Genomic DNA, 24,207 nt, shown 5'->3' with positions numbered 1-24,207 from the left:
CCCATCGCTTACACGGACAGGAACCGGCCGTCAGTCGCCAGCAGTAAACAAGGGGACAGGCAAGGGCGCGCGTCGCGCCCGGCAGGGTCGGGATCCATCTGCGTTTCCGCGTGGGGCGGCCAGTCGCTGGCCAGTGGCGCTATTGTCCGCGCTCGTATTCAGCAGGCCTAGAGGCCCGTGGGTTAGCCCGGCTATACCTTGGTATAGAAAAAGGGGCCATTGGCCCCTTTTGTTCAGCTGCGGTCGGCGAAAGCGTCGGTGGCCCGCACCAGCGCATCGGTCGTGGCCGCTTCGTTGGCACTATGGCCGGCGATGACCATCTCCAGGGTGGCTTCCGGCCAGGCTTTGGCCAGGTCCCAGGCGCTGCGTGGTGGGCAGATGATGTCGTAGCGACCCTGCACGATGACGCCCGGCAGGTGGCGGATGCGCTCGATATCGCGCAGCAGCTGGCCGCGTTCCAGGAAGGTGTTGTGGCGGAAGTAATGCGCCTCGATGCGCGCCTTGGCCAGCGTATCAAGCGGATCGGTAGCGGACACCGCGTCGACGTCATGCACCAGCGTGGCGGCATTGTCTTCCCAGCCCAGCCAGGCCTGTGCCGCTGCGATGCGGATGGCTTCGTCGGCGTGATCCAGGCGCTTCCAGTAGGCTTCGAGCATGTTGCCGCGCTCGTCCTCCGGGATGTGGGCCTCGTAGCGATCCCAGCGCTCCGGGAAGATCCAGCGCGCACCGCCGTTGAGTTCGGCGAACCAGCGGTTCTCTTCCTCGCGGCCCAGGAAAACGCCGCGCACGATCAGCCCGGTGGCGCGATCGGGATGCGCCTGTGCGTAGGCCAGTGACAACGTCGAGCCCCACGAGCCGCCGTACACCAGCCAGCGATCGATGCCCAGGTGCTCGCGCACCTTCTCGATGTCGGCCACCAGATCCTGCGTGGTGTTGTCGCGCAGTTCGCCGAACGGCGTGGAGCGGCCGCTGCCGCGCTGATCGATCAGCACGATGCGGTAGCGCGCCGGGTCGAAGAAGCGGCGATGCGTGGGCGAGATGCCGGCGCCGGGGCCGCCGTGCAGGTACACCACGGGAATGCCCTCAGGTGTGCCGCACTCTTCGACATGCAGGGTGTGCAGCGCATCGACGGGCAGCGTGTGCTCGCGGTACGGGGTGATCGGCGGGTACAGCGTGCGCATGGCGATGCCTCACAAGCGGGGTGTACAAGGATAGCGGGGCGCATCGGCCAGCGTCATCCGTCTCATGTTCAAGTACTCTCTGCGTTCAAGGGGTAGCGCCGTCGATTCCTGGCGATATGGACCCGGCAGGAAGCAGAGGATGAATGGCATGAGCGCGCAGGATGTCGCTGCACGATACCCCACGGCGGGCGGCGCCCTCAGCAGCGGCGCCCGTGAGTCGATGAAGTGGCTCGCGTTGCTGTCGATGACCGGTGACCACGTGGCCAAAGTGATATTCGGTGGCTATGTGCCGGTGGTCAGCGAGCTGGGGCGCATCGCCTTCCCGCTGTTCGCGCTGGTGATGGCCTGCAACCTTGCCCAGCCGGGGGCAGATCTGGGCAAGTCGATCCGGCGCCTGTTCGCTTGGGGCCTGGTTGCGCAGCCGGTGCACGCGCTGGCCTTCGGCCACTGGTTGCCCCTGAACATCCTGTTGACCTTCGGCTTGTCCGCCGTGGCGGTGCATGCGCTGAGCAACAATCGGCAGCTGTTGCTGCTGGCTACCGCAGGCCTGCTGCCGTTCGTCGTGGATTACCAATGGGCGGGCGTCGTATTCGTGATGCTGGGCTGGATCGCCTTCCGGCACCGGGCGTACTGGCTGCTGGCATTCGGATTCGGCGGGCTGTGCTGGGTCAATGGCAACGGATGGGCGTTGCTGGCCATACCGCTGGTGCTGGCATTGGCCAAGGTGCCATGGGCGGTGCCCCGCTCGCGATGGGCGTTCTACGTGTACTACGTGGCGCACCTGGCGGTGCTGGCGGCCTATGCGCAGTGGCTGCGCTGAGTACCGCCATTCATCGCAGTGGTGAGCTGCCCCGATCGCGTCGCGGGTGTCATGCGAGGCCGCAACGCACGCCTGGCACGCTCGCCTCTACAATCGGCCCATGCCGACCACGCCAACCCTCGAAGATCTGTGTCGTTACGCCGTAGCCCGCACGCTGTTCACGCCGACCACGCTGCTGACCGCGATCCGTCGCCTGGGCTTCGTGCAGGCCGACCCCATCCGTGCGCCCGCGCGTGCCCAGGACCTGACCCTGCGGCATCGGGTGAAGGGCTATCAGGCCGGGGACCTGGAGCGCCGCTACAGCCGGCTGCCGATCGAGGAAGACTTCCTGGTCAACTACGGTTTCCTGCCGCGCGAACACCTGGCGTTGATGCATCCGCGGGTGTCCCGCAGGCCGTGGGACGCCGGCACGCGACGCAAGGCGGCCGAGGTGCTGGCGTTCGTGCAGGAGCGGGGTGCGGTGCATCCACGCGAGGTCGATCAGGCGTTCGCGCATGGCCGGGTGACCAACTACTGGGGCGGCACCAGCAATGCCAGCACCCACCTGCTGGACGGCATGCACTACCGCGGCATGTTGCGCATCGCCCGTCGTGACAGTGGTACCCGCATCTACGCCGTTGCGTCACATGCACTCGCCGAGGGCGGCAAGGCCGCACGCCTGCAGCGCGCCACCGCACTGATCGACCTGGTGGTGCGCAAGTACGCGCCGATGCCTTCGGCCAGCCTCACCTATCTGGCGCGGCTGCTTGGCTATGGCGCTCCACATCTGTCCGTTGAGATCCAGCAGGCACTGCGGCTGGCGCGCGAGCGACTGGCTGGCTGCATCATCGACGGAACAAGCTGGTACTGGCCGGCCGAGGAGAACCCCCGTTCGCGGCGCTACCAGGCCGATGAACAGGTGCGGCTGCTGGCACCGTTCGATCCCGTGGCCTGGGATCGGCGACGGTTCGAGCTGCTCTGGGGCTGGGTCTACAAGTTCGAGGCCTATACGCCGGCGGCCAAGCGTCGCTTCGGCTACTACGCGCTGCCGCTGTTGTGGCGCGACCAAGTGGTCGGCTGGGCCAATGTCACCGCCAGGGATGGCGCTCTGCAGCCGGATGTCGGATTCGCCAGTGCCTCACCCATGAAGGACGTTCTGTTCCGCAATGCGCTGGATGACGAACTGGAGCGGATGACGCGATTCCTCACCGGATGAAGTCTTGCCTTGAGGTGACAGCGGGCGCTGTTGCTAGTCGTCGCGCCGCTGCGTGCGCACCCGTGCACGCGCGTCGTAAAGCTGGCTGTCCGCATGATGGATGGTGTCAGCTACGGACTCACCCGGCGCGCTGACCGCCGCGCCCATCGAGAACGCCGTCGGCGACTGTGCTGCATTGGTGTCGTACCAGCCCTCCAGCAGGGCAAGGCGTTCGGACGCCGATGCGGTCAACACCACCAGGAACTCGTCTCCGCCCAGGCGGACCACGGTCTCTCCCGCGCTCAGTGGCGCCTTCAGGAAGGCGGCAAACTCGACCAGGATCGCGTCGCCGCGGCGGTGACCCTGCGCGTCATTGATCCGTTTGAAATCGTCGAGGTCGAATACCAGGCACGCCCACGTTCCGGCGGTCATCTCGTCGAGCCGGTGCAGGTAGCGGCGGTTGTGGCACTGGGTGAGTGGATCCTTCAGAGATAGTTCGCGCAGGCGCTGCTCCTGCAGGCGCAGTGCGGTGACATCCTGGGCGTGGCCAAGCACGAAGGGCGGCTGTCCCTCGCTGTCGAGCACGTTGTTGTAGGCCCAGTAGCGCAGCGTTCCATCGGCGGCAATGAGTTCGATGACGCCGGCATCGGTGTGGTTGGCTTCGATGCGTTTCAGGTAGGCATTGAACACATCGCGGCGCTCGGGCGGCATGTAGTCGCACAGGCTGCGGCCGATGATCTGGCGTTCCTCATAGCCCAGAGACTGCAGCGCCGCTGGGTTCACCGAGGTCAGCGTGCCATCCAGCGTATGCGTGCAGATCAGCCCCAGGCTGTAGTGGAACAGACGCCGATAGCGCACCTCACTCGCTTCCAGGGCGTCCAGCGCCGCGCGCTCTTCGGTGACGTCCTGGATCGCGCCCACCAGCCGCGGATGGCCCTCCACCTGCTGCCGGTTGCCCACCACGCGGGTCCAGATGCTGCGTCCATCGGCTGTGCTCATCGGCAGCTGCACCTCCCAGGGCGTGCCATCCTCCATGCAACGCTGCACGGCAGTCTGGATGATGCTGCGGCTGTCCTGGCGGTAGAACGACAAGGCCGATTCGAGTGTGGGCTGGTAGCTGGAGCGCACGCCGTGGATCTGCTTGGTCTCGCGCGTCCAGCGCACCTCACTGGTGTCCAGGTCCAGTTCCCAGCCGCCGACCTTGGCCGCGGTGTTGGTGCGCTGCAGGAAGTCCTCGCTGCGCTTCAGATCGCGATGCAGTGCCTGTGCCTGGTCGATCTGTTGCAGCAGTGCACTGCGCTGTTCAAGCACCTGTGTGGTGACCCGGCCAAGATGGACCATCAGTTCCCGTTGTGAAGGCGACAAGACGCCGGGTAGCGTGTCGAGCAGGCACAGTGTGCCGATGCGCGCGCCATGGGCGGTGGTCAGTGCTATTCCGGCGTAGTGGCGTACCCGGTGCCCTGCGGTGACCAGTGGACTGCTGGCGAACCGCGGGTCCTGCCGCGCATCTGCAATCTCCAGCAGCTCGTCCTGCTCGATGGCATGCGAACAGAACGAAATCGAGCGGGGCGTTTCGGTGATGTCTCCGAGCCCGATGCTGGACTTGAACCATTGCCGTTGCGCGGCAACGATGGAAATCAGCCCGATGGGCATGCCCGTGGCGGCGAGCGCGGCGGCAACGATGGCATCGAACACGGGCTCTGGCGGCGTATCGAGAACACCGAGGCGGTCGATCTCGAGGAGTCTGGAAGCTTCATCCATGGCAGGCACTGCGTCTCCGGCAGGGAAGGGCAGGTCACAGCGATCACGCTAGGGCGCGGCACGTTATGCCGTTGCGTGGAATAGTGATGCTGGTGTCAATGCTTTTTCAGTGATGGGTTTCATGCAGGTTTCCTTCGCGTTGCCGCGCGGGGCGCGCGTACCGAAACGTGACGATGGTCGCGCACATGCCAGCGCCAGGGAAAATCCACGGCGCGGGTGATGCCGATGCGCGGCCCCACCACCGGATCCTGCGGCGGCGACATGCCGTCGTCCAGTATCGTGATGCCGTGGCTGGCGGTTACCAGGTCGGCGCCGTCGAAGTGCCGGTCCAGGCCAAACGCCTGCGACAGCTTGCCGGGGCCACTGGCCAGGTCGTGGTCGCGGCGGGCGGCAGGTCGCAGCGGATACATCAGTTCCTGCCCGGCGACCGGCGCGGCGGCACGCAGCAGAACCGCAACACCCTCGCCGACGTCTCCGCAGACGACATTGCTGCCCCAGTGCATGCCATAGGTGAAGTAGACATAGAGATGGCCTGCTTCGCCGAACATGCTGGCGTTGCGCGCGGTCATGCCGCGCCAGGAGTGCGCCGCCGGATCGTCGCTGCCGGCATACGCCTCGACCTCGACAATGCGTGCCACGCGGCCATCGTTGCGCACCAGCAGTTTGTTCAACAGCTCTGGTGCGACCACTGTTGAAGGCCGCTGATAGAAGGCGCGCGGGAGCCGGGCCCCGTCAATGGGCAGCGCGGCGAACGTGGCATCTGGATCGATTTGCTTCGGCATGCTGGAATCATCGCCTGTCAGCGGTGAAGCTGTCGCCAGTGCGGCGTCAGTCCGCCGTGGCCGGACGATCGAGCGCGGCCCGGCGCGCGGCAAACACCTCCGGCGTCTGCGGTTTGATGAACAAGGCCACCAGTTCCGGGAACTCCTGTTTCACCGCAGACTCGATGCGGGTGATGCAGGCCTCGATCTGCGGCGTGGTGCGATCATCCTCGAATTCCGCACTGAGCATCGCCACCACCTGTTCCGGGCCCATCTGCAGGGTGGTCACACCGTTGGCGCGGCGCAGATCCGGGTCGGTCACGGCCACGGCCATGATCCGTTGCGCCACCGCCGGGTGGGCCGGCTCACCGATCAGCAGGCCCTTGGTCTCGCGCGCGAGCAGGAACGCGGTCAGCGCCAGCACACCGGCAATGCACAGCGAGGCGACCCCATCCAGCACCGGCATCTCCAGCAACTGCGCGGCCAGCAATCCGACCAGGGCGAAGCCGAGGCCGAGCAGGGCGGCACTGTCTTCCAGCAGCACGGTAAAGGTGGACGGATCCTTGCTGCGACGGAACGCCTCGAAATATCCCAGCGAGCCCTTGCTGCGGCGGAACTCGCGCAGCGCCACCCACCATGAAGCACCTTCGAACAGGATGGAGATGCCCAGCACGCTGTAGCTGATGGCGTGATTGGTGGCTGGTTCCGGCCTGCGGATGTGCTGAATGCCCTCGTAGGCAGAGACGCCGGCGCCTGCGGCAAATACCAGCAGGGCGACGATGAAGCTCCAGAAGTACAGCTCGCGGCCGTAGCCGAAGGGGTGCAGGGTGTCGGGGGCCTTCTCGGCACGGCGCAGACCGTACAGCAGCAACACTTCGTTGAGGGTATCGACCAGCGAGTGCACGCCCTCGCTGAGCATGGCCGAGCTGCCGGACAGGCCGGCGGCGATGAACTTGGCAATGGCGATGGCGAGGTTGCCTGCCAGTGCAGCATAGATGACCAGACGTGAGCCGGTGGGACGGGACATGGCAGCGCGACGGTGGAAGCGATGGCCGATGATCGCGCTGCCGCTGTCCCGGTGGTGTGCAGGACCGCCGCTGCGGGTCAGGGACGCTGTCGGGCACGCAGCATCAGCGCAAGCACCACGACACCCGCAGCGATGCTGGTATGCCCGGACAGGCTGGCGAGGCCGAAGCCAACGCCCTGCGCGAGGACTGCCGTGGCCAGTGCCAGCAGCAGCAATGCCCAGCCGGCAATGCGCCAGTGACGGCTGCGATGCCGCGCGAACGTATGGCCACACAGATCGCGCTGGTGGCGCTCCATCGCCAGGGCCAGGCAGACGAACCCTGCCAGCGAAAGCACGAACAACAGTGCATGCACCATCACCCGACCTCCGCTGCCGAACGCACGGATGCGCTTTGCGGCGCGGCCGATGCGCGCGGCCGTCGGGTCTTGGGCGTGAAGCGCCAGGCGCGCCATCCGATGTACGCATGCAGCATCGCCAACGCCAGCAGGGCCAGGTCCGCGCCGGCCCACGCCCAGTCGCCAGCGCCCAAGGACCGCCATAGCGGATGAGGGGTGCTGAACGCGGTCAGTGCGGGAAGCAAGGCAAGCAGGATGGCCGCCAGCGCGAACTGCTCGACCCACGCACGTTTGGGTGGGCGCAGGAGGGCATGGACGAACATTGCCGCCCACGCCAGGAAGAACACATGGACTTCCCACGCCGCGCGACCGGCCACCGCGACCGGCAGCAGGCGGTTGGCCCAGAAGAACGCCGCCATCGCCACTGACAGCCCAGCCACCGTGCCGATGTTCAGGCATTCGACCAGCCGGAAGCCGAAGTAGGGGCGTTGCGGATCGGGCAGCTGGCTGCGTCGCTTGACCGTCCACAGCACCAGCCCGCTGCCGACCATCGCCGTGCCAGCTAGGCTGACCAGGAAGTACAGCCAGCGGGTGGCCGCATCGGCAAACCGGCCCAGATGCAGGCCGTACAGAACGCCCTGGGTCTGTGCAGCGGCGCCCGAGGACTCCTTTGCCAGAAGGAGCTCACCGTGGCTGCCATCGAACAGCAGGTAGTTCGGGGTGGTGGATACGCGGGTGGACTGTGCGCGCACCACCGCCACCCGAGCCTGTGCATCCCCGGGGTTCTGGATCTGTATGCCGCCCACGCCGCCAGTGCCCCAGCGATGCTCTGCCTGGCGCACCATCGCGCCGATATCCGCCAATGGCGCAGCGCTTCCGGCGGCGGGATGTGGTGGCAGGAACAGCCGCATTTCGCTGACCACTTCGGCCTGCTGCCGTTTGTCGTCCAGTGTCGACAGCCCCCACGGCATGTACAACACCGCCAGCATCACCAGCCCGCTCCAGGTGATCATGAGGTGGAACGGCAGGCCCAGCACCGAAACGGCCGCATGGCCGTCCAGCCACGAGCGCTGGCCCTTGCCCCAGCGGAAGGTGAAGAAGTCGGCGAAGATTTTCTTGTGGGTGATGACACCACTGACGATGGCCACCAGCATGAACATCGCGCACACGCCGACGATCCACCGACCCCACATCGCTGGCATGTAATGCAGGTTGAAATGGAAGGCGTAGAAGAAGTCACCGCCGCTGGTATCGCGTGACTGCAACGGCGTGCCGGTGGCGGCGTCGAACAGACCCGAATCGAACCCGTGGCGACCGCGCCCACCCGGGCTGGCCCACATCGCTGACGCCCACGGCGTACGTTCGCTGGGCAGGGTGATGTTGATCTGGGTGACCGCAGGCGCGTTGGCAAGAACGTGGGATGTCAGACGCGTGGCAATGTCTGCCGCAGCGGGCAGGGCCTGCGGTGTGTTGATTTCCGGACGCGTGTAGCGGGAGATCTCATCACGGAAGTAGCTGGCGGTACCGGTGAGAAACATCGCGTACAGAATCCAGCCTGCCAGCAGGCCCACCCAGATGTGCAGGTCGGACATGGTCTGGCGGATGCCTCGCGGCATCGCCGCACGGGCGGCGGACGACCTCATGGGCCTGCTCCGGCAGAAACCCGGTAGACCGCCGGCAGCAACAGCATGGCGGCGATCCCCAACCCCAGCCAGGCCCGTGCCGCCGAGCGCACCGCGAATACCCAGATCACCGCGCCGGCATACAGCAAAAAGCTGGACAGCATGCCGGTAAACACGGCCTGTTGCGGATCAATCGGCAATGCGAGGGCCGCGACGCTGCACAGCGCAGCCAGGGCATAGCCGCCGAACAGTGCAGCAGCGATACGTGACATCAGCGGCAGCCATGCGGCTACCGGAACAATCCAGCGAGCATTCACGGAAACGAACTCCAGCGCGCCAGGCCCGAGGACCTGGCGCGGGTTGGCAGGCAATCAGAAATCAACGGTGGCCGACAGCAGCGCAGTGCGCGGCGAGCCCAGTCCAGAACCGAGGCTGCCGGCCCAGTACGACTTGTTGGTCAGGTTCTGTACGCTCGCCCGCAGCACCAGCGGATGGCCAGCGGCCTGCGTGGCGTAGCGCGCGCCCAGGTCGAACACCGTGCGGCCTGGTACCCACTGGCTGTTGTCGGCGTTGAGGTAGCCCTTGGACATGCTGATGGCGTTGCCGGTGAGGGTCAGGCCGGGCAGGGCGGGGACGTCCCATTCCGCGCCGAGCTTGCCCTGCCATTGCGGCGTGGCCGTGGCCAGTCGCCCCTCGTTGATGCCGCCCTGAGTGCGGGTCAGCTTCGGCTGCAGCCAGCCGATGCCGCCGAGCAGGCGCAGCTGGTCACTGACCTGCCCGAACACGGTCCATTCCACGCCGCGGTTGCGCTGCTGGCCACCGAACGAGAACACATTGCTGGCCGGGTCGGTATAGGAGCCGGGCTTCTCGATCTCATACACGCTGAAAGCGCTGGCCAACTGGCCGAAATCCATCTTCGCACCGATCTCGCGCTGCCGCGTCTTGTAGGGCGGGAACACTTCGCCGGCATTGGCGGCAGTGACCGGTGCCGTGGTGCCCTGGCTCAGGCCTTCGATGTAATTCGCATACAGCGACAGGCGTTCGCTGGCCTTGAACAGCAGCGCCCCTGCGGGCGTGTTGGCGCTGGCATCGTAACGCGCGGTGCGCTTGCCGGTTGCGCCATCCAGAGTGTCGCTCAGCACGGTCTGGCGGCGGATGCCCACGGTCAGCTGCAGCCGGTCGCCGGCGAAAGACAGCGTGTCGGCGATGCCGACGCTGGTGGTGCGCACTTCGCCGGTTTTCGGCAGCGAGGCGTCACTGAAGCTGCGATCCACCGCAGGGCCCCAGTGCGGGTCGTGGATGTTGGTCAGCCAGTCCCGCGGCAGCAGGTTGCGCTGGAAGCCAAACTTGTAGTCGTGGTGATACCACGCGGCGCTGAGCGCCAGCGCGTGGTCGACCGGACCGGTGCGGAAGCGTGCGGACAGACCGGCCTCGGCCGTGTCCTTGCTGTAGATGAAACGCTGATGGGCAAAGTTGTTGCGGAAGTCACCTGCGCTGTTGACGATCAGCGTGGTGCCACTGGCGATGGAATCGAAGTCGGTGTGGCCATGGCCGTAGGCTGCGTAGGCGGACAGCTGCTCGTTGATGTCGAACTCCCAGCGCAGCGCCGCTGCCTGGTCCTTGACGTTGCTGAAGGTCCAGTCCGGCGCGAACAGGGTGTCTGCCTTTGGTGGGCGCGGCACCGCCAGCCCCGCCGCCAGCGACACGCCACGATTCAGGCCATCAACATGGTCACGGCTGGCAAACAGATCCATCGATACCCGCGAGCGCTCGCCACGCCAGTCCAACCCCAGCGATGCCAGCTGCGATCTGTGCTGCTGGTTGCGCGTCGCGGTGTCGCCATCGCGGTGCACGGCATTGAGGCGCACGCCGAACTGCTTGCCGGCACCGAAGCGGCGGCCGATATCAAGATGACCGCCGAACTGGGCATCGCTGCCGTAGCTGGCGGTGAAGCGGGTCAAGGGCGTCTCGTCGGCCCGTTTGGGCACCAGGTTCACCGCGCCGCCCACCGAGCCACCGGGCGGCATGCCGTTGAGCAGCGCCGACGGTCCTTTCAGCACTTCGACGCGCTCGGCCAGCTCCGGTGTTACGCGGTAGTAGGGAATCAGTCCGTACAGGCCGCCAAATCCGATGTCCGACGAGGCCACGCCGAAGCCGCGGATGTTGAAGTAGTCGGTGATGCCGCCGCTCGAGCCGCTGCTGTAGACACTGGGATCGGTCAGCGCGATCACCCGCACCAGGTCCGGTGCCTGGATGTTGTCGATGAACTCGGCCGTGTAGCTGGTGGTGTTGAACGGCGTATCCATGAAATCGCGGGCGCCGAGCAGGCCGACGCGGCTGCCGCGTGCGAGCTGGCCTCCGGCGTACGGGGACGTCGGTGAGCGCTTGTCGGCACGGACGTTCACCGACGGCAACTGCGTGGCCCCCTGATCGGGCTCGGCCGCGTGTACCAGCGGTGCTGCCAGCAGCGATGGCAGCAGTGCCAGCCGTGCGGTGCCAGCCAGCAAGCGCAGGCGAGGAAGGGTGGGGATGGATGTCAGGCAGATCATGGGGGTACTCGTCGTGGGAAGCGGTGCGTTCGGCCAGCGCGGCGCCGTCGATGACCTGGGGGCAGGACGACGCGGGCTGCAGGGATGGCTGGCAGAGGGCACGCAACACCCTGCGACGGGCAGGGGACATCGGCGATCTGTGGCTCGGTGGAACGATCTCCGTGCTTCGGGGCGCGGAGGATGGAGCGGGTGGATGAGGGGCGGATCAGATGTCGTCGGCGAGGTCGTCGACATCCTGCAGGCCACCGCCACGTGCGAGTACGCGCTCGTAGTTGCGGCGGCGACGCTGGTCGGTCTCGCTGGTGGTCTCGCCGCGTTTCCAGTAGCCGGCAACTGCGACATCCGCTCGATCCAGGCCGATGTCATGCAGGAAATGGCGGCGCAGCTCACGCATTTCTTCACGCTCGCCGGCCGCCCACACCACGCTTGCCGCGCTGGTGCTGCGGGCGCGCGCGGTGCGCAGCAGCGGCGTCGGTGCAGCTGTGGAGGGTGCCTCGATACGGTGCAGGACCACGCCGGCAACCGTAGGCAGTTCGGCCACCGGCAGCGGTTCATCCGATGCAATCCAGGCCTCGGCGCGCAGGCCCTCAGGCCATTGCTGCAGCAGCGCGTACAGGGCGGGAATGGCGCTCTGGTCGGCGAACAGCAGCGCACTGGCGCCTTGCCTGTGTGGCACCTGCAGATGCGGGCGCGGGCCGGTCAGGGTGAATGTATCGCCTGGCTGCAACGCAGCGACCCAGGCCAGCATCGGCCCCGGAGATGCGTGCAGCACCACATCGAACACGAAGCGACCTGCGGCAGGGTCGACGCTGCGCACGGTATAGATGCGCGAGACATTGCCGAACGTGGCACCCAGCGCGATCCGCACCGCCGTGTTCGCGCGAAGCCAGGGTGCCAGATCGGCCTGCGCAGGCAGCTGCGCGGTCACCCGCAGCAGACTGCCGGCCGGTCGCGCTACATCGACGACGCCGACCCGCAACGACTGCAGGCCGCGATCGTGGTCCGCGCCGCGGAGAGGGCCGCGCGGATCTTCGGCAATGGAGGTGTCGGACATCGGATAGGGCCTGGAACTGCGCGAATGCGAATTAGTTACATCATAGTAAACTAATTTCACGCTGCCGCAACAATGCGGTTGCCGGCGCATTGACCAATCCGCCGGCGCTGACCACCATGGCGTGTAATCCATCCAGATGCCGCGCACCGGAGTTCCATGGCTGCACCGAAGAAGAGCTCGACGCGCGGACGACCGCCCAGCATCACCCGTGAGCGGATTGCCGACGCCGGCATCGAGATGACACTGCCGAAGCTCAGCTTCGTCGGCGTGGCCGCGTTGCTGGGCGTCAGCCATATCGCGCTGTACAAGCATGTCGCCAACCTGGCGGCGCTGCGCGAGCAGGTGGCCGAGGCCATCTTCGAGCGCTGGCAGGCGCCGCCGTTGGCCACGGGCAAGGGCGCGACGATCGAGGGTGATCTGTTCACCTTCCATCGATCGCTGCGCATGCTGGTCGAACATAACCCGGGCCTGGCGCCGTTCCTGGTCAGCCATGGTGCAAAGACACCGGAGATGGTCGAACGCATCCGCCAGCACCACGCCGCATTTGCGCGTGCCCACGACCTGCCGCTGGAACAGGCCGCCTGGCTGCTGTCCACCGTGGCGTACCACTGCGTGGCGTTGGCTGACACGGTGTATGCACGGCACGAGACGGTGGACACCTCACGCCGCGCCTACGACCCGGAGCAAGCCGAGGCCGAGTTCGATCGTGGCATGCAGGCGCTGATACGTGGCGCGTTGGCGATGTGCCGGGGCCAGGAAGCGGGGTAGGTTCGCTGCGTCGATTGCAGGTGCGGGCGCGGGGAGCGCCGCCCCGTGGCGACGCCACCCGGCGGGGTGCCCGCTAGTTCGGGGACACCAGGATCGCAGCGTCGAGCACCGGGAACGATTGCGGTGCCTGGCCCGACGAGGCGACCAGGCGGATCTCCAGCGTCGTCGAACCGCCGCCGGCAGCATCCGCGCGCAGCGCCCCCAGCGTCTGCGGCAGTGGTACGGCGAACGTCGTTGGATGATCGTGGCCCATGGCCGCCATGCTCGGCCCGAAGAATGAGACCGTGCCGGCGTAGTACGGACTGTCCGCGCTGACCGAGGTGACGTCGGCCGGTGCATTGATCAGCACGTCGAACTCGCGCGTGTTGTGCAGTCCATGGGGACGCTCGAGGGTCACCTCCGCAATCAGCATGCGCGGGCCGGTGGCCGCCAGATGCGCACGAACCGCTTCGTTGGGCACGGCTACACGCACGGCGCCGTCGGTCCGCTTGCCGCGCACCAGCCGCGCGGCCTTCGCGGCGTTCGGAGCCGTTGCGGCCTGCTCTGCGGCACGGACACCGCGGCCATAGACGTAGTCATAGTCGAACGCGGTGGTGGAGAAGAATTCCGCGGCCGGGCGCGTGCCGACGTAGCGGCCCTGGCCATTGACGAAGAAGCGGAACGGTTCGTCCATGAACTGCCGGCGTTCGGCAGCGTCGGTCGGCATGATCGGGCGGCCGAAGGCCTGCTGCCTGCGTGTCCACACATCCCACAGGCGATCCATGTTGGCGTGGTGCAGGTAGAAGATCGGATCCAGAGGCGACAGGAAGTTGGTCATGTTGCCGTAGGGGCCGGGATCGACGGCGCCGACACCGCCAATGCAGTTGTGCACCTTGTTGTGCGGGAAGCCTTCCAGCACCGAGAACTTGGTGGCCCCATCGGGCTGCAGCACGTGCGAGGTGGTGCGCGAGCTGGTGAAGCTGCGGCTGATGTCAGGGTTGTTGAACTCCACCGGTGACAGGCCGGCACGGATGGTGTCGGCGGACACGGCGGAGGCCGTCTTCGGGTCGAAGCCCGGGTGCTCGCGCCAGAGATAACGGGCGCCACAGGTAACCGCGTACGCCGCATTGCCGGAAATGCCGGTCTGTTCCTTGGCGTTGTAGCCGGTGACATCGTTCCAGACGTCTTCGGCGCTGTTGTAGCCTCGCAGCGACAGCTGCTGCCGCTGCCCACTGTCCAGGGTGTTCCAGTGGCGCTGCAACGCAGGCTTCATGAACTGGGTGAACACCGCCAGGTTGCGGGTGTAGGGTGTATAGGCCTTGTCGGTCGGGGTCAACAGACCGTCGAACATCACAACCGGAATCTGCGGAAGTTCAGTCCAGTCCCAGTACGGCATGGCGAACTGGCGATCGCCGCTGAGCTCGCGGATGGTCTGTTCGAAGTAGCCTACGTAGCCGCGGTGCCAGACATAGAACCACCAGTTGCCGTGAGGGCAATCCATCAGGTGCACGAACGCATTGCGGAACCAGTTGCGCGGGTCGTCAGCCGGCAGCGCCAGCATTGCCTGGATGCCGCGCGCATAACTGGCCAGCATGCGCTGGCCTTCAGGGCTGGTGACGTTGTAGCGGTGGAAGCGCGCCACTGCGGTACCGTCGGTCGCGCTCTGGGCACTGGCCAAGGCACTGGGCGCGAACAGCGATGCCAATGAGGCGGTGGCAGTGGTTGCTAGGAAATCACGGCGTGTATAACGCATAGCGTCCTCCCTGGTGATTGGTTCAACCGCGTCGGGTTACGAATCACTGCAAGGGCCCGCGGCTGCTGCCACGGGCCGGACGGAGACATCCAGCCCCGCCGCCCGGATCGACGGGCGCGAAGGCGCCGCCGGACCAGGCGGCAGCAGTATAGGCACGGCATTGCGCCCGGATCTGGGCAGTACGCCACAGTCATGGCCGGCCTTGGCCGGCCGGTTCGACTATTCCGGGCCGGTCTTCACCCGCGCCACACGCTTTCGATACTCATACACGTTGTCACCGCGGATCCGCTTTTCCTGCGTCCCGCTGATGCTGTCCACGCGACGATCCGAGCCGGTCACCGGCTGCGCCTCGACAGCGGTTTCGTGTTCGAACGAATGCGATTTGTCGGTGTTCCGGTAGAACCGGTACAGCGCCCAGTACAGCGCGGTTGCGCCGGCCGGGCCTGCAGCCAACAACCAAAGACCACTGTCATCACTCATGTGCTGGCCACCAGGAAGGCAATTGCGAGGGCTTCGATGATGGTGCCGGCGGTCAGCGCCGCCAGCAGCATCTTCCACTGCTGCACGGGCACGCTGCCCATGGTTTCACCGGTCCGGCCGTTCACCGCGATGTAGTGCAGCATGCCGCCGTTCTTGCCGGGCTGGTGGTACGAGTACAGCCACACCGGCAGGTACATGGCCACCCAGCGGGTGCCGTGCACCTCCAGCTGCTCCTGTTCCCAGCGAACGCCACGGTCATAGCGGCGCACCGTGCCTTCCACCTGCGCGCGGGCGATCGACAGCAGCTGGTCTTCCAGCCGCGGCCGCAGCTTTTCGACATCCAGGTTGCGCTTTTCCGAAGTGAAGCCCGCCAGGTAGGAGGCGTTCCATTTCACTGCGTTCTTGGTGTCGAACGGCAGGATGGTGTTGATGATGTTGTTGGTGTTGGCGCGCGTGTCGAGGTTGCCGCGCTCGGCCGACGATTCCAGTGGCAGGTCGTCCACGGTGAAATCGACCTGGCGTTCCACCTGGTAGATATCGGCGTCGTAGTAGGTCTGCTTGTTCTTTTCGCTGCCACGGGTGTATTCGCGTGTCTTGATCTCGCCCTTGCCGGCCACGGCCGCACTGACATTGCCGTCGACGATCATGTAGGGCAGGTACACACCCACCACATTTTCCGGGGTGAACTGCTCCTTGAACGCCTTGAGCGCGAACATCCGGCGCTTGTCGACGAACTGGCGGATGCGCGCGACTGCATCCTCCTTCTTGATGTGGAACGGCAGCACGGCGTCAGGCACGGCGCCGTTGGCGATCTGTTCGTTGACGCCGAACACGTGCCGGCACCAGTGGCAGCGCGCTGTCATCGTGCTTTCGGTGTTGACCGTGACTTCGGCGCCGCAACCGGTGCACTTGAAGGTCATCAGTGCCGAGGTGTCGGCATCGATATCGCGTGCGCCCGATGCGATGACGGTGCCACGCAGCTGGTCGATGGCTTCACCAAGCCCGAATTCCTCCTCCACCCGTGCGCCATGCCATTCGTGACGGCAGTACAGGCAGACCAGGATATCGGTGCCCAGCTTGGGCCGGATATCGGTAGCGCCGCACTTCGGGCAGCGGTTGAGGCCGTCTTTCAGTTCGGCCGCGGAGGTATCGATGGCGACCGGGTCGGGCGCCTCGACCTCGTTGCGGATGGCCTCAGGCAGCTTCGACGTATCGAGCGGGAAGCTGCCGGGCAGGGGAGGGACGTCCTGCGGCGAACCCGGCCCGTCCAGCACCGCCGCCGGCAGGGGCGGCGGTGCTGAAGCGGATCGGGGCAGCGGCGGAGGCGTGTTTCTGGGATCGGACATGGTAGTTGCGCGTCCTGCGTCTTCTTACAGCCCCAGCGCCTTGGCCTTCAGCGCGTCATAGTCGGTCTGGGTGATCAGGCCCAGATCCAGCATTTCCTTGGCCTTCTTCAGCTTGGCCACCGGGTCGTCGGCAGCCGGAGCGGCCGGGGTGGCTGGCTGCTGCAGGTTACCCGCGCCGAACATGCCCGACGCCATGCCCACACCGACAAGGCCGGCAGCTCCGCCGTTCTCGCCTGCGGACTGGATGCCCTGGGCAACGCTGGCCTGCAGGTTGGAATTGCCGCGCGAGCCGGACAGAGCATCGGCGCGCTGCACGGTTTTCAACAGCTCACGGGTGTTGGCGTCGTACTCGATCGAGACAATGGCGGTCTTGACGATGGCCAGGCCGCGATCGGACTTCCACTGGTAGCCCTGTTCGACGGCGGCCGACAGGCTCTGCGCAAAGCCCAGCGAATCCTGCTGCAGCTTGGTGATGCGGTTGCCCTTGCCCGGATCGTTGGTGTACAGGCTGAATGCCGGCGCCAGCGAACCCACCACTTCATTGAACAGCTGGCTGGCAGCGGCGTTGTCCAGATCGGTGAAGTCGAACACCTGGCCCGGTTGCAGGTAGCTGGCCGGAACGAAGTTCTTCACGAACAGGATCGGGTCGACGATCTTCAGCGTGTACGAGCCACGCGTGACCGCGCCTACCTGGGTGTTGAGGAAGCCGTCGTCCCAGTAGATTTCCGACTGGGTGCCGAAACGGTTGTCCGGCAGTTCCTTCAGCGAAACGAAGAAGGCGGCCTGCTGCGAGCCCGGCTGGCCGCCGAACTTGAAGCGCTCCCAGCTCTGCTTGATGAAGGTGCTGACCAGGCCGTCGCCGGCAAAGATCGACTGCGAGTTCAGATCATCCGAGCGCCACTCGTAGCCACCCGGCTCGGCGACGAAGGCGGTGATCGCGCCATCCTGGAACAGCAGCAGGCCATAGCCTTCCGGCACCACGATCTTCGAGCCGTTGCTGATGATGTTGGAGGAGCCGCTGGTGTTCGAGCCGCGCCCGGCATTGGTGCCCTGCGGCACCGCTGCAAACAGGGCTGCCGTGGACGGCAGGCCGGTCGGCACGGTGTAGAAGTCTTTCCATTGGTCAGCCAGCACGCCGCCGACTGCACCCTTCACCGCTTGTACCAGACCCATGACCCACTCCCTGTAGTTGCCGGACAGGCACCACGCCTGTCGTGCTCGGCTGACTATAGAGGAGGCAGGCTACGCCCGGCTAGCGGCCGGGCGAGCCCCCATTCATCTCGCCGTTGCAGGCATGCTGCGCCTGGAGGCCCCGCCGCAGCCCGCAGCAGCTGTAGAGCGTTTCACCGCACCGATTGCGGCACCCGGCGCAGCTTCTCGGTGTCGTACCCCATTGCCTTGATGCGGGCGACCGCCTGCTGATACTCGGCCTCGCTCACCTGCGGCGTACGCGCCATGTACCACACGTAGTCGCGCTTGCTGCGGGCCACGATGGTCTGGGTGTAGCCCTCGTCCAGCCAGGCAATGAGGTACTCGGCCTGGATGGGCCAGATGAACTGCATGCCCCAGACCGCACCATTGCCATGTTTCTCCACCCGACCTACCGGGTGCATCGACTTCTGTGGCGACTGGAAGCTGCCCTTGCGATAGGTGAAGGTGGTCTTGATGCGCCCATCGGCCTGCAGCGCGTAGCTCTCCACGGCGTCGAAGGCCTCGCGTTCGGGCCACGAAGGAATATGGGCAATGACATACCAGTCGCCCATGAAACGGGGCACGTCCACCTTCGGTGGCAGCGGGATGGGGCGGGTGTCGTGGCTGCTGCAGCCTGCGCCGAACAGGGCCACGGCCAGCAGCGTGAACAGTGGGGCGATACGCATGGTGGCAGTCTCCTTCAGCGCGGGCGGAACAGGTAATGGGCGACCAGCCATTGCTGGCCGTCGTCGTAGCCGAACAACTCGGCGCAGGCCATCCAGAACATGCGCCAGCGTTGCCACCAGATGCGTGCGGCGGTCTCGTCGCCATAGGTCTGCGTCAGGATCGGCAGCAGCTGTTCGCGGGCGGCATCCTGGTTGGCCAGCCAATGGTTGGCGGTGCGCTGGTAGTGGGTGCCATCCAGCAGCCAGCGCTGGTCCAGCACCAGATCACGTTGGAAGTGCAGCAGCGTGTCTGCGGCCGGCATCAGGCCGCCGGTGAAGAAGTGGCGGCCCATCCAGTTGTCGTCGCCCTCGGTCTCGAACGGATACATCAGTGTGCGATGCGCGAAGATGTGCACGAACAGTGCGCCGTCCGGCTTCAACCAGCGGGCGATGCGGCCCAGCAGGCGGTCGTAATTGCGCACATGCTCGAACATCTCCACCGACACGCAGCGGTCGAATGCAGCAGCAGGCAGGTCCAGCTGGTTGACGTCGCGGGTCAGCACCTCGACGTTGCCGAACCCGCGCGCCTCGCACTGCGCCAGGATATGGTCGCGCTGGCTATGCGAGTTGGACACGGCGGTGATGCGCGCGCTCGGGTAGCGCTCGGCCATCCACAGCGTCAGCGAGCCCCAGCCGCACCCCAGTTCCAGGATGTGCTGGCCGTCGGCCAGCCCGGCGCGCTGCCCGTACAACTCCAGCATCGCGTCCTCGGCCTGGTCCAGCGTCTCGCTTCCGGTACGGTAATAGCAGCTGCTGTACTTCAGGCGATGCCCGAGGCAGCCCTGGAAGAAGGCGGCGGGAACCTCATAGTGCTGGCGGTTGGCTGCATCCACGTGCAGGGCCAGCGGGCTGCTGGCCAGTTCGGCGATACGGCGGCTGAAGCGCTGCGACTGCTCCTCCATGGTGCCGGCCGACTCTTCGGCCAGACGTTGTGCGCAGAGGCGACGGATGCCCGCGCGGAGCGCCGCATCGGGCAGCCAGCCACGCTCGGCCCAGCCGGTGAGGCCGGCTTCCGTATCGGCAACCGAAGCAGGGGAAGGGGTGGCGCTCATCGGGAATGCTCCTTGGGGGTGCGCGGAAACCAGGGAAAGAACATCGGAGTGCTGCGCTGGTAGTCGCGGTAGTCATCACCTCGACTGCGCAGCGCCTGCTTCTCGGTAAAGGGAACGCCACTGAGGTAGCGCAGGAATACGTACATCAGCACCGGCCCGGTCCAGGCCAGCCACCACAGCGGCGACCCCACTGCCAGCAGTACATAGGTGAACCAGTGCAGCCACTCGAAGAAGTAGTTGGGGTGGCGCGTATACCGCCACAGCCCTTGGCGGCAGGTACGGCCCTTGTTGGCCGGGTCGGCACGGAAGCGTGCCAGCTGGCGGTCAGCCAGCGCTTCGCCACCCACACTCAGCAGCCACACGGCGACCGCCGCTGCGATCCAGCCAGGCATGTCGCTGCGCGGGTTGCTGGCCACGGCCACGAACGGCAGCGCAAACAGCACCACCAGCGCTGCCTGCGCCATGAAGAAGCCGAAGATCTTTCCCTGGTGGCCGTGCCAGTGCTCACGCAGATAGCGGTAGCGGCCGTCCTCTGCTTCGCTGCGCACACGGCGCCACAGATGCAGCGCAAGGCGGCTTCCCCACAGCCCACCCAGCACCGCCAGCGCAATGCGCGGCTGCAGCGCGCCATCGCCCAGCCATGCAAGCAGCAGGGCGCCTGCCGCCACCCCCTTTGCCCACAGCACATCGACGATGCCGATGTTCTGGTGCCTGCGCTGCCACGCCCAGCCCCAGGCCATGATCAGCACGGCGTACAGCAGTACCCACCACACGCTGTTCATCAGGTTGCTCCGATCAATGGGGTGTCGGGGTTGCCGGGCGTTCCGCGGCGGGCCACTGCGCACAGCAGCGACAACGCCACGCACCAGCCCAGCGCCAGTGTTGCCACGCCCTGCCAGGCCGGGGCGGTGAAATGCACTGCCTGGAAGCCGCGCGACGCTGACAGATAGGCCAGCGGCGCCAGCAGGCCGAGGGCCACAGGCAGCAGCCAGTGCCGCTGCAGGAAGGCCATCGACGCAGTCAGCGTCATCGCAAAGGCAGCCCACAGGGCGAAAATCCATGGAGGCGGCACCCAACCCAGCGGCGCAGCGGCGTACTGCACGCCACCACTGGCGGCAGCGCAGCCATCCACCAGCCAGGCACAGGCCAGCGCGAGCAGAAGCAGACGCAGGTCCAGGCGGGGCTGCGACGAGGTGAGCAGCTGACTGCCGATATACACGGTGGCTGACAGCAGGGCAGGCCATTGCCAGCCTCGGCCTGCGCCGGCAACGGCGCACAGCCACACCATCTGGTTGCCGATTACGTTGAGCCAGGTGCGGCGCATGTCAGCCGATCCGTTCGCCATGGGCATCCGCTTCGGGGCGGTAGCCAGGGCGTGCCAGCAGCAGATGCGACACGCCGATGGAGCGCTCCAGGAAGCCGCCCTCGCAGTAGGCCAGGTAGAACTCCCACAGCCTGCAGAATCGCTCATCGAAGCCCTGCGCGCGCACCGCGGGCAACTGTGCGAGGAAGCGCTGCCGCCAGGCGCGCAGGGTCAGTGCATAGGAATGGCCGAAGTCCTGCTGGGCGATCAACTGCAGGTCACTGGCCCGGGTCTTGGCAGCCAGGATGGCGTGGATCGAGGGAATGAAGCTGCCCGGAAACACGAAGCGCTTGATGTAGTCCACGCTGCGCCGCGCCTGCTCATAGCGCTGGTCCTCGATGGTGATGGCCTGCAGCAGCGCCACCCCCTCAGGTTTCAGCAGCCGCTGCAGGGTGGCCATGTAGGTGTCCAGGTACTCGGCACCGATGGCCTCGATCATCTCGATGGACACCAGCTTGTCGAACTGTCCTTGCAGGTCGCGGTAGTCCTGCATCAGCAACGTCACGCGATCCTGCAGGCCGGCTTCGCGCACGCGCTGCGCGGCCAGTGCGTGCTGCTCGGCGGAGATGGTGGTGGTGGTGACATGGCAGCCGTAATGCTGCGCGGCATGCACGGCGAAGCCACCCCAGCCGGTTCCGATCTCGACCACGCGATCACCCGGCCGCAGTCGCAGCTGCTGGCAGATGCGGTCCAGCTTGCGCCGCGACGCACTTTCCAGCGAGTCACCGGCATCGGTGAACAGCGCCGAGGAGTACATCAGGTCTGGCGACAGGAACAGGGCGAAGAAGTCATTTCCCAGGTCGTAGTGGGCGGCGATGTTGCGACGGCTGCCTTCACGGCTGTTGCGCCGCAGCCGGTTCCAGCCGCGCAGCAGCCAGCCACCGATCCGTGCCGGGCCGCGTTCCATGCCGTCGAGCAGGTCGCGGTTGCGTACCAGCAACTGCACCAGCGCCACCAGGTCACCGCAGCGCCAATCACCGTGGATGTAGCTCTCGCCGGCGCCAACGCTGCCGTTCGCGGCCACCTTGCGGTAGAAGGCCGGGTCATCGATGGTCACGGTCACGTGCAGGTCGCTGCCTGCGCTGCCCAACTGCACCTCGCCAAACGCGTCGCGCACGCACAAGCGACCGCTGCGCAGCGGCGCAAGCTGGGCCAGCAGGCGTCGGCGCAGGAAAGCATCCAGCGTGCCGGGCAGGGGCAGGGCGGCCGAGGGGGTCATTTCGTTCATCGCGGTTTCTCGGCAAGGGAAGGGTGGTCGTGCACGGGGTTGCGCTTGAGCCAGAGGCGCAAGGCCTGCCAGTGGATGGCGGTAACCACCTGTGCGCTCATCAGCGGGTAGCAGGCCAGCACCCGGGCAAGCCCACGGCCATCGATGGGCCGCCGCTGCATGCTCTGGGTCGCATCGAACTGTCGCTCGCCGTCGCGCCAGACCTGCATGTGCACCCGAAGGTCGTCAGCAGGTGCGGTGAAGCGCCAGTCATACGCACAATCCATCGGCATGAAAGGTGAAACGTGGAAGGCCTTGTCGAACTGCCAGCGTAGGGCGCGGCCCTGCCGTATCGCAGTTTCGACCGGAAGCACGTAGGCGTGTCGCTCCTTCCAGGGCGTATTTGTGATCTCGGCGACGATGCAGTCCAGGGTTTCGCCGTCAGCCTGGTAGCAGTAATAGAAGCTGACCGGGTTGAATACGTGGCCACCAAAACGCAGGTGGGTCAGCAGCCGCACCGGGCCGTCGGGACGCCGCCCGAGTACCGTCGCTGCATGGTCACGCAGTGCGTCGGCCAGGGAGGTCGCGGGATCGCCGAAGTAATCGCTGCGGCGGAACTCTGCCACGTTGCGGCGACCGACCGACCACAGCCAGCGCCCGGCAAAGACCTGGTCCAACTCGTCCAGGTCCAGCAGCAGCTGCGCGATCGGGTAGCGGAACGCGTGCGGATGCGGGTGGTAGCGACGATGCTCGACGTGCCCGAAGTAGATGGCGCTGGCGCTCACGCGGGCACCTCCGCCTGCTGTGCACAGTGGCTTCGGGATGAGCGCGCCTGCAGCGCGTCGACCACGCGGCGGGCACTGCGGATGCCATCCTCGTGGAAACCCCAGCCCCAGTAAGCACCGGCGAACCAGGTGTGGCGATGGCCCTGCACCTCGGCCCAACGCTGCTGTGCCTGTACTGCGCCGTGGTCATGTACCGGATGTGCGTACTGCAGGCGACGCAGTACCTTGGCCGGATCGATGGCCTCGCTGCGGTTGAGGGTCACCACCAACGGCGTGTCGCCGGGCAACCCCTGAAGCTGGTTCATGCAATAGCTGACCGTGCAGGGCGCGGACGGATCGCGCGGCACATGCGCATTCCAGGCTGCCCACGCCTTGCGATTGGCCGGCAGCAGTGAGGCGTCGGTATGCAGCACGGCCTCGTTGGGCTGGTAGCGGATCGCGCCAAGCACCGCGTGCTCAACTGGATCCGCGTCAGGCAGCAGGGCCAGGGCCTGGTCGCTGTGGCAGGCCAGGATCACTTCATCGAACCCTTCAACGCCGGTCGCGGTGTGCACGCGCGCGCCCCATGGCATGCGCTCGACCGCGTGCACCGGGCATTCCAGCCGTTCGTGCACCCGCCAGCGCGCACGTAGCGCATCGACGTAGCGTGCCGAGCCGCCCTTGACCACGCGCCACGGCGCACGTCCGGTCATCTGCAGCATCTGGTGGTTGGCCATGAACTGCACCAGGTAGCGCGCCGGGAAGTCCAGCACCTGCGCGGTGGGCGACGACCACAGCGCCGAGGCCATCGGCAGCAGATGCTCCTGCACGAACGCCTCGCCATAGCGCTGGGTGTGCAGGTACTGGCCAAGCGTCGGGCCATTTTCCTCGCCGAGCAGCAGCGGTGCGTCACGATAGAAACGCCGCAGGTCGGCCAGCATTCCCCAGAAACGCGGCGAGAGCAGATTGCGGCGCTGGCAGAACAGCCCGCCCAGCGATGTGGCGTTGTACTCCACCCCGCTGCGCTCACTGTGCATCGAGAAACTCATCGTGGTGGGCTGCGAGGCCACCCCCAGTTCATCGAACAGGGCCGACAGCAGCGGGTAGTGCAGGGCATTGAAGACGATGAAGCCGGTATCGACCGCCATCCTGCGACCATCCACCGTCACATCATGGGTATGGGTGTGGCCGCCCAGGTAGTCGTTGGCCTCGAACAGGGTGACGTCATGCTCGCCGTCCAGCCACCACGCGCTGGCCAGACCGGCGATGCCAGAGCCGATGATCGCGATGCGCAT

The 24,207-nt window shown here is 66.3% G+C and carries 23 protein-coding genes; 3 read left to right on the top strand and 20 right to left on the bottom strand.

The window, feature by feature from the left end:
• Positions 1 to 233: 233 nt before the first annotated feature.
• A complete protein-coding gene (pip, locus tag ACQ5SA_RS02050) occupies positions 234 to 1,181 on the bottom strand; it encodes a prolyl aminopeptidase (RefSeq protein WP_499312345.1) in 948 nt (315 codons plus the stop codon).
• A gap of 148 nt (positions 1,182 to 1,329) precedes the next feature.
• Between pip and ACQ5SA_RS02045 the strand changes: the two genes are divergently transcribed.
• Entirely contained in the window at positions 1,330 to 2,001 is a 672-nt protein-coding gene (locus ACQ5SA_RS02045; RefSeq protein WP_499312343.1) for a TraX family protein, read from the top strand.
• Between the two features lie 100 nt (positions 2,002 to 2,101).
• Entirely contained in the window at positions 2,102 to 3,196 is a 1,095-nt protein-coding gene (locus ACQ5SA_RS02040) for a DNA glycosylase AlkZ-like family protein (protein ID WP_499312341.1), read from the top strand.
• Between the two features lie 33 nt (positions 3,197 to 3,229).
• Here ACQ5SA_RS02040 and ACQ5SA_RS02035 read toward each other — a convergent pair whose 3' ends face one another.
• From ACQ5SA_RS02035 to ACQ5SA_RS02000, 8 genes are all read right to left on the bottom strand, one after another.
• Positions 3,230 to 4,936 (bottom strand): sensor domain-containing diguanylate cyclase, encoded by a 1,707-nt coding sequence (locus ACQ5SA_RS02035; RefSeq protein ID WP_499312339.1) that lies wholly within the window; start codon positions 4,934 to 4,936, stop codon positions 3,230 to 3,232.
• A 119-nt stretch (positions 4,937 to 5,055) separates the two neighbouring features.
• A complete protein-coding gene (locus tag ACQ5SA_RS02030) occupies positions 5,056 to 5,718 on the bottom strand; it encodes a DNA-3-methyladenine glycosylase (protein WP_499313275.1) in 663 nt (220 codons plus the stop codon).
• Positions 5,719 to 5,764: 46 nt separating this feature from the next.
• Entirely contained in the window at positions 5,765 to 6,724 is a 960-nt protein-coding gene (locus ACQ5SA_RS02025) for a cation diffusion facilitator family transporter (protein ID WP_499312337.1), read from the bottom strand.
• Positions 6,725 to 6,801: 77 nt separating this feature from the next.
• Positions 6,802 to 7,080, bottom strand: a complete 279-nt coding sequence (locus ACQ5SA_RS02020; protein ID WP_447934897.1) for a DUF3325 domain-containing protein — start codon at positions 7,078 to 7,080, stop codon at positions 6,802 to 6,804.
• On the bottom strand, positions 7,080 to 8,702 hold the full coding sequence (locus ACQ5SA_RS02015; protein ID WP_499312334.1) for a PepSY-associated TM helix domain-containing protein: 1,623 nt from the start codon (positions 8,700 to 8,702) through the stop codon (positions 7,080 to 7,082). The genes ACQ5SA_RS02020 and ACQ5SA_RS02015 overlap by 1 nt, the downstream gene beginning before the upstream one ends.
• Complete coding sequence (locus ACQ5SA_RS02010) at positions 8,699 to 9,052, bottom strand: DUF3649 domain-containing protein (RefSeq protein WP_499312332.1); 354 nt, start codon at positions 9,050 to 9,052, stop codon at positions 8,699 to 8,701. Before ACQ5SA_RS02010 ends, ACQ5SA_RS02015 begins: the two co-directional genes overlap by 4 nt.
• Positions 9,053 to 11,230: a TonB-dependent receptor gene (locus tag ACQ5SA_RS02005; RefSeq protein ID WP_499312330.1), complete on the bottom strand. Its 2,178-nt coding sequence runs from the start codon at positions 11,228 to 11,230 to the stop codon at positions 9,053 to 9,055.
• A gap of 205 nt (positions 11,231 to 11,435) precedes the next feature.
• Positions 11,436 to 12,284: a siderophore-interacting protein gene (locus ACQ5SA_RS02000; RefSeq protein ID WP_499312328.1), complete on the bottom strand. Its 849-nt coding sequence runs from the start codon at positions 12,282 to 12,284 to the stop codon at positions 11,436 to 11,438.
• Between the two features lie 156 nt (positions 12,285 to 12,440).
• On the opposite strand from ACQ5SA_RS02000, the gene ACQ5SA_RS01995 reads away from it, so the two are divergent.
• Complete coding sequence (locus tag ACQ5SA_RS01995; protein WP_499312327.1) at positions 12,441 to 13,052, top strand: TetR/AcrR family transcriptional regulator; 612 nt, start codon at positions 12,441 to 12,443, stop codon at positions 13,050 to 13,052.
• Positions 13,053 to 13,125: 73 nt separating this feature from the next.
• Here the strand turns inward: ACQ5SA_RS01995 and ACQ5SA_RS01990 are convergent, their stop codons facing one another.
• The 11 genes from ACQ5SA_RS01990 to ACQ5SA_RS01940 form a co-directional block, all read right to left on the bottom strand.
• Complete coding sequence (locus tag ACQ5SA_RS01990) at positions 13,126 to 14,784, bottom strand: tyrosinase family protein (protein ID WP_499312325.1); 1,659 nt, start codon at positions 14,782 to 14,784, stop codon at positions 13,126 to 13,128.
• A gap of 219 nt (positions 14,785 to 15,003) precedes the next feature.
• Positions 15,004 to 15,264, bottom strand: coding sequence for a hypothetical protein (locus ACQ5SA_RS01985; RefSeq protein ID WP_089235750.1), 261 nt, complete (start codon positions 15,262 to 15,264; stop codon positions 15,004 to 15,006).
• Positions 15,261 to 16,610, bottom strand: a complete 1,350-nt coding sequence (locus tag ACQ5SA_RS01980) for a TFIIB-type zinc ribbon-containing protein (RefSeq protein ID WP_353098808.1) — start codon at positions 16,608 to 16,610, stop codon at positions 15,261 to 15,263. The genes ACQ5SA_RS01985 and ACQ5SA_RS01980 overlap by 4 nt, the downstream gene beginning before the upstream one ends.
• Before the next feature lie 24 nt (positions 16,611 to 16,634).
• Entirely contained in the window at positions 16,635 to 17,783 is a 1,149-nt protein-coding gene (locus tag ACQ5SA_RS01975; RefSeq protein ID WP_229978891.1) for an SPFH domain-containing protein, read from the bottom strand.
• 170 nt (positions 17,784 to 17,953) lie between these two features.
• The gene (locus tag ACQ5SA_RS01970) at positions 17,954 to 18,487 is read right to left on the bottom strand and encodes a lipocalin family protein (RefSeq protein WP_499312322.1); all 534 of its coding nucleotides are present in this window, start codon (positions 18,485 to 18,487) and stop codon (positions 17,954 to 17,956) included.
• 14 nt (positions 18,488 to 18,501) lie between these two features.
• Positions 18,502 to 19,578, bottom strand: a complete 1,077-nt coding sequence (locus ACQ5SA_RS01965) for an SAM-dependent methyltransferase (RefSeq protein ID WP_499312320.1) — start codon at positions 19,576 to 19,578, stop codon at positions 18,502 to 18,504.
• Positions 19,575 to 20,360, bottom strand: coding sequence for a DUF1295 domain-containing protein (locus ACQ5SA_RS01960; protein ID WP_499312318.1), 786 nt, complete (start codon positions 20,358 to 20,360; stop codon positions 19,575 to 19,577). The genes ACQ5SA_RS01965 and ACQ5SA_RS01960 overlap by 4 nt, the downstream gene beginning before the upstream one ends.
• Positions 20,360 to 20,902 carry a DUF2878 domain-containing protein gene (locus ACQ5SA_RS01955; protein ID WP_499312316.1) on the bottom strand — a complete coding sequence of 181 codons (543 nt, stop codon included), beginning with the start codon at positions 20,900 to 20,902 and terminating at the stop codon, positions 20,360 to 20,362. Before ACQ5SA_RS01955 ends, ACQ5SA_RS01960 begins: the two co-directional genes overlap by 1 nt.
• A 1-nt stretch (position 20,903) precedes the next feature.
• Positions 20,904 to 22,169: a class I SAM-dependent methyltransferase gene (locus tag ACQ5SA_RS01950; protein WP_499312314.1), complete on the bottom strand. Its 1,266-nt coding sequence runs from the start codon at positions 22,167 to 22,169 to the stop codon at positions 20,904 to 20,906.
• Positions 22,166 to 22,933: a DUF1365 domain-containing protein gene (locus ACQ5SA_RS01945; protein WP_499312312.1), complete on the bottom strand. Its 768-nt coding sequence runs from the start codon at positions 22,931 to 22,933 to the stop codon at positions 22,166 to 22,168. Before ACQ5SA_RS01945 ends, ACQ5SA_RS01950 begins: the two co-directional genes overlap by 4 nt.
• Positions 22,930 to 24,207, bottom strand: coding sequence for an NAD(P)/FAD-dependent oxidoreductase (locus ACQ5SA_RS01940; protein ID WP_499312311.1), 1,278 nt, complete (start codon positions 24,205 to 24,207; stop codon positions 22,930 to 22,932). The genes ACQ5SA_RS01945 and ACQ5SA_RS01940 overlap by 4 nt, the downstream gene beginning before the upstream one ends.

The sequence above is a fragment of the Stenotrophomonas indicatrix genome (assembly GCF_050573115.1).
GTDB lineage: Bacteria > Pseudomonadota > Gammaproteobacteria > Xanthomonadales > Xanthomonadaceae > Stenotrophomonas > Stenotrophomonas lactitubi_A.
Note: the sequence above shows the minus strand (reverse complement) of the source record. Positions and strands in the feature narration are given on the sequence as shown.